Origin of the sequence: Bradyrhizobium sp. USDA 336 (genome assembly GCF_044908355.1) — a bacterium.
Taxonomy (GTDB): Bacteria; Pseudomonadota; Alphaproteobacteria; order Rhizobiales; family Xanthobacteraceae; genus Bradyrhizobium; species Bradyrhizobium yuanmingense.
In genome coordinates this window covers 3,210,797-3,227,317 of the sequence record NZ_JBIYDC010000002.1, presented here as the reverse complement: position 1 = coordinate 3,227,317, position 16,521 = coordinate 3,210,797, and the positions used below count along the sequence as shown (strand labels likewise).

General features: G+C 65.0%; 18 protein-coding genes. 10 read left to right on the top strand and 8 right to left on the bottom strand.

Going from position 1 to position 16,521, the window contains the following annotated elements:
* The first annotated feature begins 4 nt into the window (after nucleotides 1-4).
* From ABIA45_RS15990 to ABIA45_RS15965, 6 genes are all read left to right on the top strand, one after another.
* Nucleotides 5-955, top strand: coding sequence for an ABC transporter permease (locus ABIA45_RS15990; RefSeq protein WP_271545527.1), 951 nt, complete (start codon nucleotides 5-7; stop codon nucleotides 953-955).
* Nucleotides 942-1,814, top strand: a complete 873-nt coding sequence (locus ABIA45_RS15985) for an ABC transporter permease (protein WP_404652758.1) — start codon at nucleotides 942-944, stop codon at nucleotides 1,812-1,814. The genes ABIA45_RS15990 and ABIA45_RS15985 overlap by 14 nt, the downstream gene beginning before the upstream one ends.
* Complete coding sequence (locus tag ABIA45_RS15980) at nucleotides 1,811-2,803, top strand: ABC transporter ATP-binding protein (protein WP_404652756.1); 993 nt, start codon at nucleotides 1,811-1,813, stop codon at nucleotides 2,801-2,803. Before ABIA45_RS15985 ends, ABIA45_RS15980 begins: the two co-directional genes overlap by 4 nt.
* Nucleotides 2,800-3,771 carry an ABC transporter ATP-binding protein gene (locus ABIA45_RS15975; RefSeq protein WP_404652754.1) on the top strand — a complete coding sequence of 324 codons (972 nt, stop codon included), beginning with the start codon at nucleotides 2,800-2,802 and terminating at the stop codon, nucleotides 3,769-3,771. The genes ABIA45_RS15980 and ABIA45_RS15975 overlap by 4 nt, the downstream gene beginning before the upstream one ends.
* A gap of 75 nt (nucleotides 3,772-3,846) precedes the next feature.
* Nucleotides 3,847-4,914: an alcohol dehydrogenase gene (locus ABIA45_RS15970; protein WP_036037755.1), complete on the top strand. Its 1,068-nt coding sequence runs from the start codon at nucleotides 3,847-3,849 to the stop codon at nucleotides 4,912-4,914.
* A gap of 133 nt (nucleotides 4,915-5,047) precedes the next feature.
* Nucleotides 5,048-6,127 carry an isocitrate/isopropylmalate dehydrogenase family protein gene (locus ABIA45_RS15965; protein WP_404652752.1) on the top strand — a complete coding sequence of 360 codons (1,080 nt, stop codon included), beginning with the start codon at nucleotides 5,048-5,050 and terminating at the stop codon, nucleotides 6,125-6,127.
* A 33-nt stretch (nucleotides 6,128-6,160) separates the two neighbouring features.
* Here the strand turns inward: ABIA45_RS15965 and ABIA45_RS15960 are convergent, their stop codons facing one another.
* From ABIA45_RS15960 to ABIA45_RS15950, 3 genes are all read right to left on the bottom strand, one after another.
* On the bottom strand, nucleotides 6,161-6,982 hold the full coding sequence (locus tag ABIA45_RS15960; protein WP_225112665.1) for an enoyl-CoA hydratase: 822 nt from the start codon (nucleotides 6,980-6,982) through the stop codon (nucleotides 6,161-6,163).
* 286 nt (nucleotides 6,983-7,268) lie between these two features.
* Nucleotides 7,269-7,640: a helix-turn-helix domain-containing protein gene (locus ABIA45_RS15955; protein ID WP_020608151.1), complete on the bottom strand. Its 372-nt coding sequence runs from the start codon at nucleotides 7,638-7,640 to the stop codon at nucleotides 7,269-7,271.
* A 29-nt stretch (nucleotides 7,641-7,669) separates the two neighbouring features.
* Complete coding sequence (locus tag ABIA45_RS15950) at nucleotides 7,670-8,719, bottom strand: LysR family transcriptional regulator (RefSeq protein ID WP_404652750.1); 1,050 nt, start codon at nucleotides 8,717-8,719, stop codon at nucleotides 7,670-7,672.
* A 484-nt stretch (nucleotides 8,720-9,203) separates the two neighbouring features.
* On the opposite strand from ABIA45_RS15950, the gene ABIA45_RS15945 reads away from it, so the two are divergent.
* The 4 genes from ABIA45_RS15945 (at nucleotide 9,204) to ABIA45_RS15930 (ending at nucleotide 12,630) form a co-directional block, all read left to right on the top strand.
* Nucleotides 9,204-9,470: a hypothetical protein gene (locus ABIA45_RS15945; protein ID WP_275508917.1), complete on the top strand. Its 267-nt coding sequence runs from the start codon at nucleotides 9,204-9,206 to the stop codon at nucleotides 9,468-9,470.
* Nucleotides 9,471-9,676: 206 nt separating this feature from the next.
* Nucleotides 9,677-10,408, top strand: a complete 732-nt coding sequence (locus ABIA45_RS15940) for a cytochrome c biogenesis CcdA family protein (protein ID WP_157280996.1) — start codon at nucleotides 9,677-9,679, stop codon at nucleotides 10,406-10,408.
* Between the two features lie 143 nt (nucleotides 10,409-10,551).
* Complete coding sequence (locus ABIA45_RS15935) at nucleotides 10,552-10,824, top strand: hypothetical protein (protein ID WP_036025895.1); 273 nt, start codon at nucleotides 10,552-10,554, stop codon at nucleotides 10,822-10,824.
* Between the two features lie 258 nt (nucleotides 10,825-11,082).
* The gene (locus tag ABIA45_RS15930) at nucleotides 11,083-12,630 is read left to right on the top strand and encodes a heme peroxidase family protein (protein WP_404652748.1); all 1,548 of its coding nucleotides are present in this window, start codon (nucleotides 11,083-11,085) and stop codon (nucleotides 12,628-12,630) included.
* Nucleotides 12,631-12,709: 79 nt separating this feature from the next.
* Here the strand turns inward: ABIA45_RS15930 and ABIA45_RS15925 are convergent, their stop codons facing one another.
* From ABIA45_RS15925 to ABIA45_RS15905, 5 genes are read right to left on the bottom strand one after another with little or no spacing between them, the layout of a single operon-like run.
* Complete coding sequence (locus ABIA45_RS15925) at nucleotides 12,710-13,765, bottom strand: ABC transporter substrate-binding protein (protein ID WP_036037747.1); 1,056 nt, start codon at nucleotides 13,763-13,765, stop codon at nucleotides 12,710-12,712.
* Between the two features lie 4 nt (nucleotides 13,766-13,769).
* Complete coding sequence (locus tag ABIA45_RS15920) at nucleotides 13,770-14,102, bottom strand: hypothetical protein (RefSeq protein WP_404652746.1); 333 nt, start codon at nucleotides 14,100-14,102, stop codon at nucleotides 13,770-13,772.
* Nucleotides 14,099-14,857, bottom strand: coding sequence for an ABC transporter ATP-binding protein (locus ABIA45_RS15915; protein WP_157281004.1), 759 nt, complete (start codon nucleotides 14,855-14,857; stop codon nucleotides 14,099-14,101). The genes ABIA45_RS15920 and ABIA45_RS15915 overlap by 4 nt, the downstream gene beginning before the upstream one ends.
* Complete coding sequence (locus ABIA45_RS15910; RefSeq protein ID WP_036004520.1) at nucleotides 14,854-15,660, bottom strand: ABC transporter permease; 807 nt, start codon at nucleotides 15,658-15,660, stop codon at nucleotides 14,854-14,856. Before ABIA45_RS15910 ends, ABIA45_RS15915 begins: the two co-directional genes overlap by 4 nt.
* A complete protein-coding gene (locus ABIA45_RS15905) occupies nucleotides 15,657-16,478 on the bottom strand; it encodes an ABC transporter permease (protein ID WP_225127429.1) in 822 nt (273 codons plus the stop codon). The genes ABIA45_RS15910 and ABIA45_RS15905 overlap by 4 nt, the downstream gene beginning before the upstream one ends.
* Between the last annotated feature and the right edge of the window lie 43 nt (nucleotides 16,479-16,521).

The window sequence follows — 16,521 nt, the reverse complement described above, 5'->3', positions numbered from 1 at the left end:
CGCGATGCTGAACTTCATCGTTCGGCGGCTGCTTGCCATGCTGCCGGTGCTGCTCGCCGTCTCGTTGCTGACGTTCCTGATCGCCTCGCTGCTGCCGGGCGATCTCGCGCTCGTCATCCTCGGCGACCAGGCAACGCCGGAGAACGTCGCGGCGTTGCGCCGCGACATGGGGCTCGACCAGCCGCTGTGGTGGCGCTACCTGAGCTGGCTCGGCCACGTGGTGCAGGGCGATCTCGGCCGCTCGTTTCGCACCGGGCAGACGGTGCTGCAGGCGGTGGCCGAGCGCATTCCGGTCTCGCTGCAGTTGATGCTGATGGCAGAGTTCATCGGGCTCCTGATCGGTGTTCCCGTCGCGATCGCCTGTGCCGCGCGCGCCGGCGGTGCGTTCGACCGCTTCATGACCGGCAGCGCTTTCGCGATGCTGTCGATGCCGTCGTTCCTGACTGCGATCCTGCTGATCTATCTGTTCGCGGTCGAGCTGCGCTGGCTGCCGGCGACCGGCTATGTGCCGTTCACCGAGGCGCCGCTGGCCAATTTGCGCTTCTTCGTGCTGCCGGCGCTGACGTTGGCGCTGGCGGAATGGCCGGGCATCATGCGCGTGCTGCGCTCCGACATGATCGCGACGTTGCAGGAGGACTATATCGCGCTGGCGAAAGCAAAGGGTCTCAAGCCATCGCGTATCCTGTTCGTGCATGCGCTGAAGCCGTCGTCGCTGACCCTGGTGACGGTAACCGGCATCAATATCGGCCGCCTGCTCGGCGGCACGCTGATCGTGGAATCGATCTTCGCGCTGCCCGGCATCGGCCGGCTGCTGGTCGGGGCGATCTACACCCGCGACCTCGTCATTCTCCAGGGCGTCGTGCTGCTGGTCGCCTGCGGCTTCGTCATCGTGAACTTCATCGTCGACATGCTCTACGCCGTGCTCGACCCCAGGATCCGCCATGGCCACGCTTGAGCTGTCGATCCAGGACGAGGACGTGGCTGCGCCGGTCGGCCGCAAGCCCAAGCTCGGCCTGTTGTTCTGGATCGCAAGCGCCTGGGTTGCGATCATCCTTTCGCTTGCGATCCTGGCGCCGGTGCTGCCGCTGCAGAACCCGATCGACATGGACATGCTGGAACGGCGCGCCGCCTTCTCCAGCGAACATTGGCTCGGCACCGACGGGCTCGGCCGCGACGAGCTCGCCCGGCTGATCTTTGGCGCGCGGGTGTCGCTGACGGTCGGGCTGATCGCGCCCATGATCGGCCTCGTCATCGGCGGCGCGCTCGGCCTGCTGGCCGGCTACTTCCGCGGCCGGTTCGAGACGCTGGTGGTCGGCAGCATGGATGTGCTGCTCGCGTTTCCGCCGCTGATCTTCGCGCTCGCGGTGGTCGCCTATCTCGGGCAGTCGGTCCCCAACCTCACTGTCGTCCTCGGCGTGCTCGGCATTCCCGCCTTCATGCGCGTGGCGCGCGCGGCGACGCTGACGCTGGCGCGGCGAGAATTCGTGATCGCGGCCGAGGCGCTAGGGGCGAGCCATGCGCGCATCCTGCTGCGCGAGCTGCTGCCGAACGTCATCCTGCCGCTGCTCGCCTTCTTCCTGCTCGGCGTCGCCGTCACCATCGTGGTCGAGGGCGCGCTGTCCTTCCTCGGCCTCGGCGTGCCGCCGCCGATGCCGAGCTGGGGCAGCATGATCGGGGAGGGACGTGACAGTCTGGACGTCGCGCCGCGCCTCGCCTTCCTGCCGGCGGCGGCACTGTTCGCGACCGTGCTGGCGTTCAACCTCGTCGGCGACACATTGCGGGCCCTCACCGACCCACGTCAGGGGGCGCTGTGAGCGCGCCGCTCTTGGCCATCGAGGATGTCGCGGTCGAGCTGCCGACCCCGCGCGGAAATTTGCGTGCGGTCGATCACGTCGACCTTTTGCTGGAGGCCGGCCGCACGCTCGGGATCGTCGGTGAATCCGGCTGCGGCAAGACCATGCTCTCGCGCGCCGTGCTGCAGCTGCTGCCGAAGAAGGCGAAGCTGACGGGCCGGGTGATGTTCGACGGCGAGGATCTGGTGCGGCTCGAGCCTGAAAGCCTGCGGCGCCTGCGCGGACGCGATCTCGCGGTCGTATTCCAGGACCCGATGACCTCGCTCAACCCGGTGCTCACCATCGGCACGCAGCTGATGGAAACGATCCAGGAGCACCTCGAGCTTGACGCTCCCGCCGCGAAGGCCCGCAGCATCGAGCTGCTCGCCGCCGTCGGCATTCCGGCGCCGGAGCAGCGGCTCACACAATATCCCCATCAATGCTCCGGCGGCATGCGCCAGCGCATCGCGATTGCGATCGCACTGTCCTGCGAGCCGAAGCTGTTGATCGCGGACGAGCCGACCACCGCGCTCGACGTCACCATCCAGGCACAGATCCTCGATCTGCTCGCGCGCGAGCAGCGCCGCCGCCACATGGCGATGATCATCATCACCCACGATCTCGGCGTCGTCGCCGGCCGCGCCGACGAGGTCGCGGTAATGTATGCCGGCCGGGTGGTGGAGCGCGCGCCGACGCAAGCCTTGTTCAAGCGCATGCACATGCCCTACACCGAGGCGTTGCTGGCGGCGATCCCGAAGCTCGAGACCGCGCCGCATACGCCGCTGCCGGCGATCTCGGGCCGTCCACCCGATCCGACGCGGCCTCTGAAAGGCTGCTCCTTCGCGCCGCGCTGCAATTATGCCACGGCGCGCTGTCATGAGGCCAAGCCGGTCCTGACGAGTGCCGAGATGCCGGGACATCTCTATGCCTGCTTCCATCCGATCCGGATGGCGGAGGGGATCGAGGCATGATGCAGCTTGCCGTGCGCCCCGCGCCGCTTCTGAGCGTCGACAATCTCGTCGTCGAATATGGTCTGGGTAACAAGATTGTTCATGCCGTCTCCGGTGTCAGCCTCGAGGTCGCGCGCGGCGAGACGCTGGGACTGGTCGGCGAATCCGGCTGCGGCAAGTCGACGCTCGGCCGCGCGGTGCTGCAACTGCGCCGCGCTAAGTCCGGCCGCGTGATGTTCGACGGCGAGGACCTCACCGCCATGGAGGGCGAGGCGCTGCGCAGGATGCGCCGGCGCGTGCAGCTGATCTTCCAGGATCCGATTGCTTCCCTCAATCCGCGCCGGCGCATCGGCGACATCGTCGCCGAGCCGCTGATCATCGCCGGGATCAAGGATGCCGCCGAGCGCAAACGGCGCGTTCACGAGGTGCTCTCCGCGGTCGGGCTCGACCCCGATCTCGTGGCGAACCGCCTGCCGCACGAATTCTCCGGCGGCCAGTGCCAGCGCATCTGCATCGCGCGCTCGCTGGTGCTCAAACCCGAATTCATCGTCTGCGACGAGCCGGTGTCGGCCCTCGACGTCTCCATTCGCGCGCAGATCCTCAACCTTCTGGAGGAGATGAAGGCGCGCTTCGGTCTGACGCTGCTGTTCATCGCGCACGACCTCGCCGTGGTCAAAGCAGTCAGCGATCGCGTCGCGGTGATGTATCTCGGCCGGCTCTGCGAGGTCGCTCCCTCCCAGCAATTGTTCGCGCGGCCTGCGCATCCCTACACCGCGCTGCTGTTGCAGGCGATCCCGGTGCCGGATCCGGACGTGCGTCCCGTCGAAAGTGTGGCGGCCGGCGAGCCGCCATCGCCGATTGCGCCGCCATCCGGCTGCCGCTTCCGCACCCGCTGCCCGCGCGCAGATCAGCGTTGCAGCGCGGAGATACCGGAGTTGCGCCAGATCGCACCCGGCCAGTTCGCGGCTTGCCACCATCCGCTGGCCTGAACTAAGACCGGTTTGTCTGGTCGCGCCGACCATGGCATGGTGGCGCGACAACAAGAAGCATGCGGGAGGACGCCGATGAAGAGTTTCAAGGTTGCCGATTTCAAGGCACCGCTGTTGGAGGTCGACGAGGCGACGCCGCAGCCCTCGGGCACACAGGTGCTGATCAAGGTGAAGGCCGCCGGCGTCTGCCACAGCGACCTCCACATCTGGGAAGGCGGCTATGATCTCGGCCATGGCCGCAAGCCGCTCTCGTTGAAGGACCGCGGCATCAATCTGCCGCTGACCATGGGCCACGAGACGGTCGGCGAAGTCCTCGCCTTCGGACCCGACGTGAAGCCGACCGATCAGGGCGACCTGAAGGTCGGCGATGTCGGGCTGGTCTATCCCTGGATCGGCTGCGGCAAATGTGCCACGTGCCTCGCCGGTGACGAGAACATGTGCCTGACGCCGCGCTCGCTCGGGGTCTATTGCGACGGCGGCTATTCCGATCACATGCTGGTGCCGCATCCGCGCTACCTGCTCAATCTGAAAGGCCTCGATCCTGCGACGACCGCGCCCTATGCCTGCTCGGGCGTCACCACCTACAGTGCGCTGAAGAAGGTCGAGCAGCATTTCGACACGCCGATCGTGATGTTCGGCGCCGGCGGCCTCGGGCTGATGGCGCTGTCGCTGCTCAAGGCGATGGGCGGCAAGGGCGCGATCATGGTCGATATCGACGCGAGGAAGCGCGAGGCGGCAGAGAAGGCCGGTGCGCTCGCGACCGTCGATCCCAAGGCGCCGGACGCGCTGGAGCAACTTGCCAAGAAGGCCGGCGGGCCGATCCGCGCCGTGATCGATCTCGTCGGCAATGCCGCCACGACGCAGCTCGGCTTCGACTGCCTGACCAAGGGCGGCAAGCTCGTCATCGTTGGCCTGTTCGGCGGCGGCGCGACCTGGGCGCTGCCGCTGATTCCGATTAAGGCGGTGACGATCCAGGGCAGCTATGTCGGCAATTTGCGCGAGACGCAGGAGCTGCTCGACCTCGTGCGGTCGAAGAAGGTGCCGCCGATCCCGGTGACGCAACAACCGCTCGCCAAGGCCAACGACGCCCTGCTGCAATTGCAGCAGGGCGCGGTGGTCGGCCGTACGGTGCTGACGCCGTAACGAACGCTCTCTCCGTCGTCATTGCGAGGAGCGAAGCGACGAAGCAATCCAGAATGTCTCCGTGGATGCAGTTCTGGATTGCTTCGCTTCGCTCGCAATGACGACCTGGTTGACACCTTCCTTGAGGCCTTAAATGTCCGCAAACAACGCCTTCCACATTGCCGTGCTCGCTGGTGACGGCATCGGCCCTGAAGTCATGGCGCCGGCGCTGGAGGTGCTGCGCAAGGTCGGCGAGAAGTCCGGCCTCGGCTTCCGCTTCACCGAGGCGCCGGCCGGCGCCAACCATTATCTCGCGACCGGCAAGTCGATGCCGGATAGCACCATCAAGCTATGCGAGGAGGCGGACGCGATCCTGCTCGGGGCCTGCGGCCTGCCGTCGGTGCGCTACCCCGACAACACCGAGATCGCGCCGCAGATCGAGCTGCGCTTCATCTTCGATCTCTATGCCGGCGTGCGTCCGGCGCGCCTCATTCCGGGCGTGCCGAGCCCGATCGTCGGCGCGGACCAGCGCGGCATCGATCTCGTCGTGATCCGGGAGTCCACCGAGGGCCTGTTCGCCTCGATGGGGAAGGGCATCGTTACCCATGAGGACGCGCGCGAGACCCTGGTGATCACGCGCAAAACCTCGGAGCGTCTGTTCGAGTTCTCGTTTCGCCTCGCCGAGCGGCGCAAGGCGCGCGGCAAGCCGGGGTCGCTTGCCTGTGTCGACAAGGCAAATGTGTTCAAGGCGTTCGCCTTCTTCCGCCGGATCTTTGACGAGGCCGCTAAACGTCATCCGGACGTGAAGACGGATCATCTCTATGTCGATGCCTGTTCGGCGATGCTGGTCAAGCGTCCCTGGGATTTCGACGTGATGGTGATGGAGAACATGTTCGGCGACATCGTCTCCGACATCACCGCGAGCCTGATCGGCGGCCTCGGCATGGCGCCGTCCGCCGACATCGGCGACAAATACGCGGTGTTCCAGCCATGCCACGGCACGGCGCCTGATATCATGGGGCAGGGCAAGGCCAACCCCACCGGCATGATCCTGTCCGCCGCGATGATGCTGGATTGGCTCGCCGACAAGCACGGCATCGAGAGCGCTGCGGAGGCCGGCGAGACAATCGAGCGTGCGGTGGACCAGGTCTATGCCGGCGGCGTCAAGCCGATGGAGTTCGGCGGCGGCAATGGCACGGCTGACATCACGAAAGCGGTGCTGGGAGCGCTGTAGGGGCTGTGCTCCTCGCCTCTCTCCACGACGAAATTACTTTCCCCTAAACTGCGGCTTGCGCTTTTCCATGAAGGCCTGCCGGCCCTCGCGGAAATCCGCGCTGTCCATGCAGGCATTGCCGATCACCTTGATCGCCTCCATGTCGCGCCGGCTCTCGTCCTTCAGCACCTGCGCGATGGTGATTTTGGCCGCCTTGATCGCGAGCGGGGCGTTCTGCGCGATCGTCTCGGCCATCGCCATGGTCTCGCCCCAGAGCTCGCCTTGCGGAAACACGCGCTCGACGAGGCCGATGCGCAGCGCTTCGGCGGAATCGATGCGCATGCCCGTATACATCAGCAGCCGCGCCCAGGACGGCCCGACCAGCGACACCAGATGCCGCAGGCCGTCATAGCCATAGGCGATGCCGAGCTTGGCGGCGGGAATGCCGAACTGGCTTTCATGCGAGGCGAGGCGGATGTCGGCGAGCATCGCGACCTGCATGCCGCCGCCGAGGCAATAGCCGTCGATGCAGGCGATGGTCGGCTTGGGATAATCGGCGAGCAGCGCGCGCTGGGCGGCGCTGCGCTTGGCGTATTGCTCGGACGCCGCCGCATTGTGCCTCACCTTCTCGAACTGGCTGATGTCGGCACCCGAGACGAACGCCTTGCCGCCGGCGCCGCGCAGGATCACGACGCGCACCGTGTCGTCGTCGCGCAAGGCCGTCAGCGCCTCGCCGAATCCCTCCCACATCTCCAGCGACATCGCGTTGCGCTTGTCGGGATTGTTGAAGGTGATCACGCCGACGCCATCGGCCGTGTGCGTCAGAATCTTGCCGTCGGCGTAAGGTGTTCCGGTCGTGCTGATAACGTCTGGCATCGCGCGCTCGCTGCTCGGTGGCGAGGCGCAATGTGCGGCGCAGGCACCGCCGCGGTCAACCGGCGCGGGAGAGCAGAGTCTGCATCCGCCTGTGCTGCGATTGCATGGCGCGCGGCCGGAAACTTCGAAGGAAGACCGGCAAGAAAAAGGGGCGGCCAGGCCGCCCCGAGACAGGCCGCGCGCAGTTGCGCGCAGACATCTTTCGGCCGATCTCGTGCAATCCGGCCGCGCCCCCGTGACGCGGCGGATTGAACGTCGGCCGTGAAGGCCGGGCCGTCGACCGGCCTCAGCTCTCGTTCGCCGCGATCGATTCCATCAGCGAGACGAGCTGACGCTGCACCGTCTGGTCCTTGATCTTGCTGTAGGCGCGCAGCAGGCGGAGGCTGAAGGCCGAGTCGAGGAAGAGCAGGCTCTCGACTTCGCGGGCCTTGTTGTCGCCGTCGTAGAAGAAGGTCACGGGCACATCGAGGGCGGAGGCGATCTGCTGAAGCCGAGCCGCGCCGACGCGATTGACGCCCTTCTCGTATTTCTGCACCTGCTGGAAGCTGACGCCGAGCTTCTCGCCGAGCTCGGCCTGCGAGATCTTCATCTCGACGCGCCGCAGACGGATCCGCTTGCCAAGCTCGATGTCCGGCTTGCCCGCGCTGCGCTGCTTCATTCTTTTCGCCGCTGCTTTCATCTCTGTTTTCACCTTTGTTCTTCGGTTGAAAATCCCCCGAAGAGCTGGGTCAGGGGTTCGCCCATATACGAGTCCTTGAATTCATGCGGGTGCACGAACTCTTCCTTAAACCACGGGAAGCGGGCCGGATTGAAAGCCTCGATCAGCCAGTCAATCATGTGCCGCACGCGGGGGATACGGCCGCTACCGGGGTGGTAGGACAACCAGATATCCAGCGGCCGGTCCAGCTCGACCTCCAGTGGAATTAGTTTCCCGCCGAGCGCAATGGCGTAGCTCGGGAAGACACCGATGCCGGCGCCGTTCGCGACCGCCCAATAATTGGCGCTCGAGACGTTCGTCTTCATGACCAGAAGGTCACGTTCGGACACGCCCGGGAAGAAGCTCTCGAAGGATTCCTTGGCGGCGAGCTGGTCGGCGAATTGCAGCACCAGACGATGCTTGATCAATTCCGCCGCCGAGCGCGGCGCGCCATGCTTTGCGATGTATTTCTCGGAGGCCCAGAACATCAGATGCATGCGGCCGAGCCGCACCAGCTTGATGTCCAGCGCCGAGGGACGGGACAGATGAATGGCGACGTCGGCCTCGTGGCGCGAGACGTCGGCCGAGCGCATCGCGCAATGCAGGTCCACCAGGATTTTCGGATAGGCCTGCTGGAATTCGACCAGGCGGGGGGCAAGCCAGAATGTGCCGAGCCCTTCGGTGACGGCCACGCGGACCTCGCCCGACAGCGCGTTGGCCATCGAATCGCTGGCGCGCAGCACGTCGAAGGTGGCCGCCTCCATGCGTTCGACAGCGGAGACTACCAAGGCGCCCTCATCGGTCAGATGGGTGCCGTGGACGTCGCGCGTGAATAACGTGGTGCCGGTCTGGCGTTCGAAGTCGTCGATCCGACGCCGCACGGCGTTGATCGACAGAGACAGGCGCTCGGCCGCCGAGCGAAAACTTCCGCATCGGACGACTTCCAAGAATATGCGGGCGGCGTCCCAATCGGAGAGGCCGCTGATATTTGTCTTTGGGCGTTCCGCCAGAGGAACGCCCCTTTCCGCCAAGGAGTGCATACAATTCCCTTTGGAACGCTAAACTGGCAGAATCTGGCGCAAACCACAACCACGACGGGTTGGGGAACGACGAGTTTTGAACGTCATCCTTACTACCTTAGGGCGGTATTTGGATGCTCCCATGGGCTGGGAATTCGGGCGAGGCTAATCGGCTCGAGTGAGGGGTATGACGTGAGTTCCGTTGCGAGCCGCGAGATGGCTGCGGGAGTGCCGGCGCTGACTGCAATGAACGGTCTTGCGCAGGAGTCGGTGCTCTTCGCCGTTGCTGGATCAATCGCACCGCGTCAGGCGTTCGCTCCCGGAGCATTGCTGCGGTCGCCAAAGGCGTCGCATGGCGATCGAGCGGGAACCCGGTTCCGCAGCAGAAACACACTGAAATCAGGTTCGAAGGCGCAGTCGCCTCGTGCTATCTATCGTCTTCCATGGGGGCCGAAGGGGGCGTGACAGATACGTCTCGCAGGCCGAATTAACGGAAAGAACGCCGGTGTCGCATTCAGACGAACAGTTGCAGTCGGTGCTGGAAACGCTCGAGGAGTGCCGCAGGGTTCTCAATGCCTGCAACAGCCGCGAGTCGGCCGAGATGCTGTCCATCGTCATCCTCGACGTCAGGATGAAACTGAAAGGAATCGACAGTGCCGATCTCAAGGCGCTGTGCGACGAAATGCTGCGGAGCGCTGCCAGCGAGCCGCCGGCCCCTTCCAAGCAGACGCAGGACCAGCCCCGGCGTCCGCTGCTCCGCGTGGTGAAGTAGCCGCGCCGCCCAATCTCGCTTTCCGGCGAGGTTTGTGCGCGTCCCGATGCCGCATCTGTGATCACGGAGGGCATCGGGCGGAGCCCTGGCTTTGTGCGCCTCTGTTGCGCATTCTCCGGCATGGGCTACACCAGAGCCGGTTCGGCTCCGGGTCGGGCGCGATCCCTGCGCGCCTTGACGGGGCCTGAGATGGCTCCGATTGCATCATGCAAAATGTTTCGATTCCGGCCGCACTGATTGCCGGCCTCGTCAGCTTCCTCTCGCCTTGCGTCCTGCCTCTGGTTCCGCCCTATCTGGTCTACCTCACGGGCGCCACGATCGAGCATGTCGAGAGCGACGAGCCGGTCGCGGCCTCCAAGCGCGCGATCATGATGTCGGCGCTCCTGTTCGTGCTCGGCTTCTCCACCATCTTCGTGGCGCTCGGCGCCAGCGCTTCGCTGATCGGCGGGCTGATCCGTGCCTGGTCGGCGGAGCTGTCGATCCTCGCCGGCATCGTCATCATCATCATGGGCCTGCACTTCCTCGGCCTGACGCGGATCGGCTTTCTGATGCGGGAAGGACGCCTGCCGATCCCCAAACCGGTCGGCCTGTGGGGCGCCTATATCATGGGCCTCGCATTTGCGTTCGGCTGGACGCCCTGCATCGGCCCGATCCTCGCCGCGATCCTCTCGGTCGCCGCGGCGGAAGCCACGGTGACGAGGGGCGCCGGCCTGCTCGCGGTCTATTCCGCGGGCCTCGGCATCCCATTCCTGATCGCCGCGCTGATGATCGAACAGTTCTCCGCGCTGTTCGCGCGCATGAAGGGCCAACTCGTCAACGTCGAGCGCGCCATGGGCGTCCTGATGGTGCTCACCGGCATCGGCTTTCTCACCGGCGCGGTCTCGAATGTGAGCATCTGGCTGTTGGAGACGTTTCCGGTGCTGCAGACGATCGGTTAGGGCGCGCGGGGACCGGGTTCTCACGGACGAAAAAGTAGAGGAACCGTTGAAATCGGTCAGGCATGCTGCCACGGAACGACGATTCCAAACCTTTCCGGTCCCGAGGCGTTGCATCGGGGGACAACTCGCATGGTGGAGATCACGTGACCAAGACACTGCGCTTAGAACCGCTGTCGGACAACGCGGCGTTGGTTGCCTGGCAATTTTTGGGGCAGCCGTTGCAGGAGTGGCCGAGCTGGGTTCAGTCGAATTGCTCGCTGCAGAAGGATGCCGACGGAAAATTCGAGCTTCGGCACGAGCGGCGCAGCGGCACACAGATCGTCTATCTCGGCGAGTGGCTGGTGAGAGATCTCGATGGCGGCGTGGACTTCTACACGGACGCTGAGATCTGGTCGCGGTTCGCTGCCAAGCGCTGACGCGCTGAGAGATTCAGCCGACGCGTCGATCGCGCCTTAGTCTTTCCTGCCCGAGCTTCGGACGATCAAAAGCCTGTGTGGCTGGTGGGGCAAAAGGCCTCGCGGTAGGACACATCCACAGAATGCAATCTGTGGTAATATTCCTTCGTACTGCACCCTGAGGGGCAATTCTTCTGAACGTATACTGAAACGAGAATTTCAGACAATCGACATCTTCGGCGCCCCTCTCCCTTACAGCATATTGAGCAGGAGCAAGCGATGGGAACCGACGTGAATGTTCATCCCGGTCATGGCAAGGCCGGACGTCAACCGACGCGACAATTTCTGGATACGCTTTCCGGACACGACGATCCGGGCATGTTTGGCCGGATGTTTCCGACCCTGGAGCCGCTCGCTGTCGACGACGGTCCGCTGCGCGAACTCGCCGACGCGATGAAGGATCCCGCCCCCGGCGATGCCGCGGGAAACAACGCCAACGTCCCGGCGGGTTTCACCTATCTCGGCCAATTCGTCGATCATGACATCACGCTCGATCTGACCTCCTTCGGCGAGAAGGAAGCCGATCCGATGGCGGTCACGAATTTTCGCACGCCCGCACTCGATCTCGACAGCATCTATGGTCTCGGTCCCGACGGGAGCCGTCATCTGTACGCGCGCAATTCGGCGGGCGACAACGGCAAGACTCCGGGTCCCAAGCTCCTGATCGGCAAGACCGTCAACGTCGACACCATCACCGGAGATCATCGCAACGACCTCCCGCGCAATCCCGAGGGGTTCGCCCTGATCGGCGATCATCGTAACGACGAGAACCTGGTCGTCGCGCAAACTCACCTTGCGATGCTGAAGTTTCACAACAAGGTCTGCGATCAGCTCGCGGCGTCAGGCAAGCCGGCGGGCGAGATCTTCGAGGAGGCGCGCCGGATCGTGACCTGGCACTATCAATGGATGGTCCTGCACGATTTCGTGGAGCGGATCACCGAGAAGGGTATCGTTGCGAAGATCCTCGAGCAGGGTCGGCGCTTCTACCGCTTCAAGAAGATCCCCTACATGCCCGTCGAGTTTTCGGGGGCGGTCTATCGTCTCGGCCACAGCATGGTGCGCCAGGCCTATAGCCACAACCGGATCTTCACGTTCGGCCCCGGCGGTATTCCTGCAACTCTCGATTTGCTGTTCAGGTTCACCGGCCTTTCGGGAGGAATCATCGGAGACCTCGCACCCAATCCGATTCAGCCGCCGCTCCCGCTTCCGTTGCTTTCGAGCAACTGGATCATCGACTGGCGGCGCTACTTTCAGGTGCTGCCGAACAACCCTGCGGGCGTGACGCTCAATCCCTCCCGCAAGATCGACCCCTTCATCGTGCCGCAACTCCATACCCTGCCTGGCGACGGCGGCAGCCTGCCGTTCCGCAACCTCAAGCGCGGCGTGTTGCTGGGATTGCCGTCCGGGCAGGACGTCGCCAAGGCCATGAAGATCAAGAATCCGCTGACGCCGGAAGAAATCTCGAAGGGGAGCGACGGCGCCGTGGCGAAAAAGCATGGCCTGCACCAAAACACCCCGCTCTGGTACTACATCCTCAAGGAGGCGGAGCAGCGGGGCAGCGGCGAAAGGCTCGGCCCGGTCGGCGCGACCCTGCTTGCCGAGGTCTTCGTCGGCCTCGTCCATGGCGACCACCAGTCGTATCTCTGGCTCAAGGGCAAGAGCTGGAAGCCGACGCTGCCGTCGCAAGTGCCGGGCGAATTCACGATGGCCGACCTGCTGCGTTTCGTCGGGGATATCAGCCCGATCGACGGCATCTCGACGGTCTAGACCAGACGCCCGCCAGCGTTGCAGACGATGGGCCGGACCGGCGTGCATGGCGCGCCGGTCTGGACGTTTGCAACAATGCTCAGGGCTTGAACACGTAGCCCGGCGTGATCGCCGCCGTCTCCGGGATCGGCGGCAGGTCGGCGAACAGCTCAGGACGGTCTTTCATGACCTTGAGAATGTGCTTCGGCTCAATATGCGCATTGACATCGAAGGTCGATTTGAGGATGCCGAGCCGGGTGAGCCGGTCCTGGGCGCTCCACAGCGCGCGGTAGTTGTTCGCCGACAGCCGGCGGTCCGCCTGCTGGATGTTGAACTGCATCGCGGCCTCCGCGACCTCCTGCTTCAGGCCTGGAATCCAGCGCGTCGCGACTTGTGCCGCCAGCTTCGGGTTCTTGCGCATCCATTGGTCGGCCTCGGAGACGGCGGCGAGGAATTTCTCGATGGTCTCGCCGTTGGCCTGCACCCATGGGCGCAGCGCGACGTTGAAGCCGATATAGGAGATCACGTCGCCGCCCCGAATGATCTCGACGGCGCCCGGCACGTCCTTGCCCGCGACGATCGGCCAGGGGTCCCAGCCCGAGAACGCGTCGATGCCCTTGGCGAGCAGGGCGACGGTCATGTCCGGGGGCGGGGTGTTGACCAATGTTACGTCGTCGGGTTTCAGTCCGGCCTTCTCCAGCGTCGCCAGGATGTAGAGATGGTTGATCGTGCCGAACGACGCCGCGATCTTCTTGCCCTTCAACGTCGAAAGGTCGCCCTTGACGATGCCCGAGCCTTCGCGCGCGATGATCGCCATCGTGGCATCGGAGCCGGCCTTGGTGGCGTTGCCGCTGTAATTGCCCAGCGCGACGAGGTCCATGCCGCGCAGCACCGCGCCGATCATGGGTACGCCGACCTGCACGATCTCGCTCTCGCCGGCCTGCAACGCGTTCAGCGCGTCGACGCCGGTGGCGTAGGGGCGTGCGATCGTGACGTCGAGCCCGTACTTCTCGAAGAAGCCGCGCTCGAGCGCGATGGGCAGGCCAATCTGGTCGATGCCAGTGACCATGCCGGCCTTGAGTTTCGTCAGGGTTTGGGCGCTTGCCGGCACCATGCCGGCCAGAAGCGCCAATCCAAGCAGCAAGAGTCGTTTCATAGTCTCAGCCTCCCTCTTTTATCGGCCCCACCGACGTCACCCAATAGGGCCGGGCCACGGCATTGAGGTCCGTTCTTTTGACACCGCGCAGCTCGATCGAATGCTCGTCCGTGCCCGAGACGCGTCCGTATTGCTGGAAGGCGAGCACGTGGAAACGCTCCGGCCTGAACGGCAGCTCGATCTGCACGTTCACCTTGTCCGATGTGCCCGCGAGCTGCGGCGAGATCTTTCCAGGCGCTGCCACCGTCAGCCAGACCTGAAACAGTGCCCATGCGGCCACCGCGCCGAGAACGATACGGCTCTTGGGCGAGCGAAGAACGTCGGCGGCGATGCTCATGCTGCGCGCACCATCTGCAGCACGCGCGCCGAAAGCTGCTTGAACTGGTCGTCCCGGACGAGATCGTCCCAGATGCGGGGACGCGGCAGGTCGACCGCGACCTGGTCGAGCACGCGTCCCTTCGACAGCACGACGACGCGGTTGGCGAGAAACACCGCTTCCGACACGTCATGGGTGATGAAGATCACCGTCGGCTTGCGCTCCTGCCAGATGCGGGTCAGTTCCTCCTGGAGCGTCATGCGCGTCTGCGCGTCGACGCTGGCGAACGGCTCGTCCATCAAGAGGACGTCGGGGTTGTTGGCGAGTGCGCGCACCACGCCGACGCGCTGCTGCATGCCCCCGGAGAGCTCGTTGGGATAGCGGTGCGCCGCATGCGAGAGCCCGGCAAGCGCGAGATATTCATGCGCGATGCGGTCGCGCTCGGCCTTCGGCACGCCGCGCATCTTCGGCCCGAAGCCGACATTGTCGAGCACGGTCTTCCAGGGAAACAGCGCGAACGACTGGAACACGACGCCGCGCTCGGGGCCGGGCCCGTGCACCGGCTTGCCGTCGAGCAGGATGTCCCCCTTCGAATAGGGAATGAAGCCGGCGATCATGTTCAGGATCGTCGTCTTGCCGCAGCCGGAGGGGCCGACTACCGAGATGAACTCGCCGGGCTCGACGTCGAGTGAGACGTCGTGGACGGCGGTGACATGCGCGCCTGCATAAGGGTCGAAATAGGTCTTGCCGAGATTGCGCAGCGAGAGCGTCTTCATGATGTCACCAATCCCCAACGCTGGCCGGTCGCACGCTCGAGCGGGGCGAGAATCCAGGCGTCCACGATGTACCAGAGCAGTCCGAGAATGATCATGCCGAGGATGATCTCGACGGTCGAGCCGGCGCGGCGCGCATCGAACATCATGAAGCCGATCCCTGAGGTGCCGACGATCATCTCGACGGCAATCAGCGCGCGCCAGCCGTAGCCGAGTCCGTTGCGCAGGCCGGTGATGATGTTGGGCAGCGCGCCCGGCAGCGTCACCTCCCAGAGCACGCGCGCCCGCGAAGCCCCGAGGCTCAAGGCGGCGCGTGACAGATCGCGCGGTACCGATTCGACGCCGAGCACGGTGTTGAGCACGACGGGGAACAGCACGGTGTAGACGATGACGAAGGTCATCGTCGTCAGACCGAAGCCGAACCAGATCAGAAGGATCGGCAGCCAGGCGATGTCGCCGATGGCCTGGAAGAACAGCAGCACCGGCCAGCAGATGCGATGCGCCCAGCGGCTGGTGCCGATCAGGATGCCCAAGGGTATGCCGAGCGCCATGCCGACCGCGGCGCCGGTCGCGAGCCGGATCAGGCTGTCCTGGAGATAGTCGGGCAGGATACCCTTGTAGGTCAGCGTGAAGAATGCGCGGATGACGTCGGCCGGGCCGGGGAAGAACGCGCGTGGAAACAGCCCGGCCTCGCTGACCGCGGTCCAGAGCGCCAGCACCGGGATGAAGGGAATGATCGCGGCGATGCCCGGCCAGCGCCGGGTCAGGCGGGCATAGCCGGCCCAGATTTGCAGCAGGACGTTCATGCGCGCCTCACCATGCCCCAGCGCTCGATGGTCGCGCGTTCCAGCGGGACCAGCAACAGACGGTCGATCAGAAGCCAGAGCACGCCGATCACGATCATGCCGAACACGATCACCTCGGTGCGGTAGAAATCGCGCGCGACGAACAGCATGTAGCCGAGTCCGACATTGGTCGCGATCATCTCCGCGGCGATCAGGCCGCGCCAGGCAAAGCCCAGGCCGGTGCGAATGCCCGTGACGATATTGGGCAGCGCGCCCGGCAGCAGCACTTCGGTCAGCAGCGCCCAGCGGCCGGCGCCGAGCGAGGCGGCAGCGTTGCGCAGCGTGTGCGGGATGGTCCTGACGCCGAGAAGCGTGTTGTAGGCGACGACGAAGAATACGGCGTTGAAGATCACGAAGACGATCGCGCCGAAACCGTAACCGAACCACAGTGTCGCGATCGGGATCCAGGCGATGCCGGCGAGCACCGAGAAGAACCGGAACAGCGGCGTGAGAAAGGCCGCGACTGTCGGGCTGACGCCCATGGCGATGCCGAGCGGCACCGCGGTGGCGATGCCGATCAGTGTCCCCAGGCCGACCCGCAAAAGACTGGCGCCGACATGCGCGAACAACGTGCCGTCCCGGATCGAGTCAAGCGCGGCGGTGCCGACCGCGCCGACCGAGGGAAATACGCGCGGATTGACGTTGAACAGCGGGATCACGGCGGCCCAGACCGCGACCAGCGCAAGCAGCGGCGCGACGAACATTGCAGCGCCGGCCAGCGAGTTGACGCTGCGCATCAGCCGCGACGATCGGCCTTTCAGACTGCCCGTCAGCTGCATTCGACCTCCCTGACGCTCAGCTATGCCTGTACCGGCATTTCCC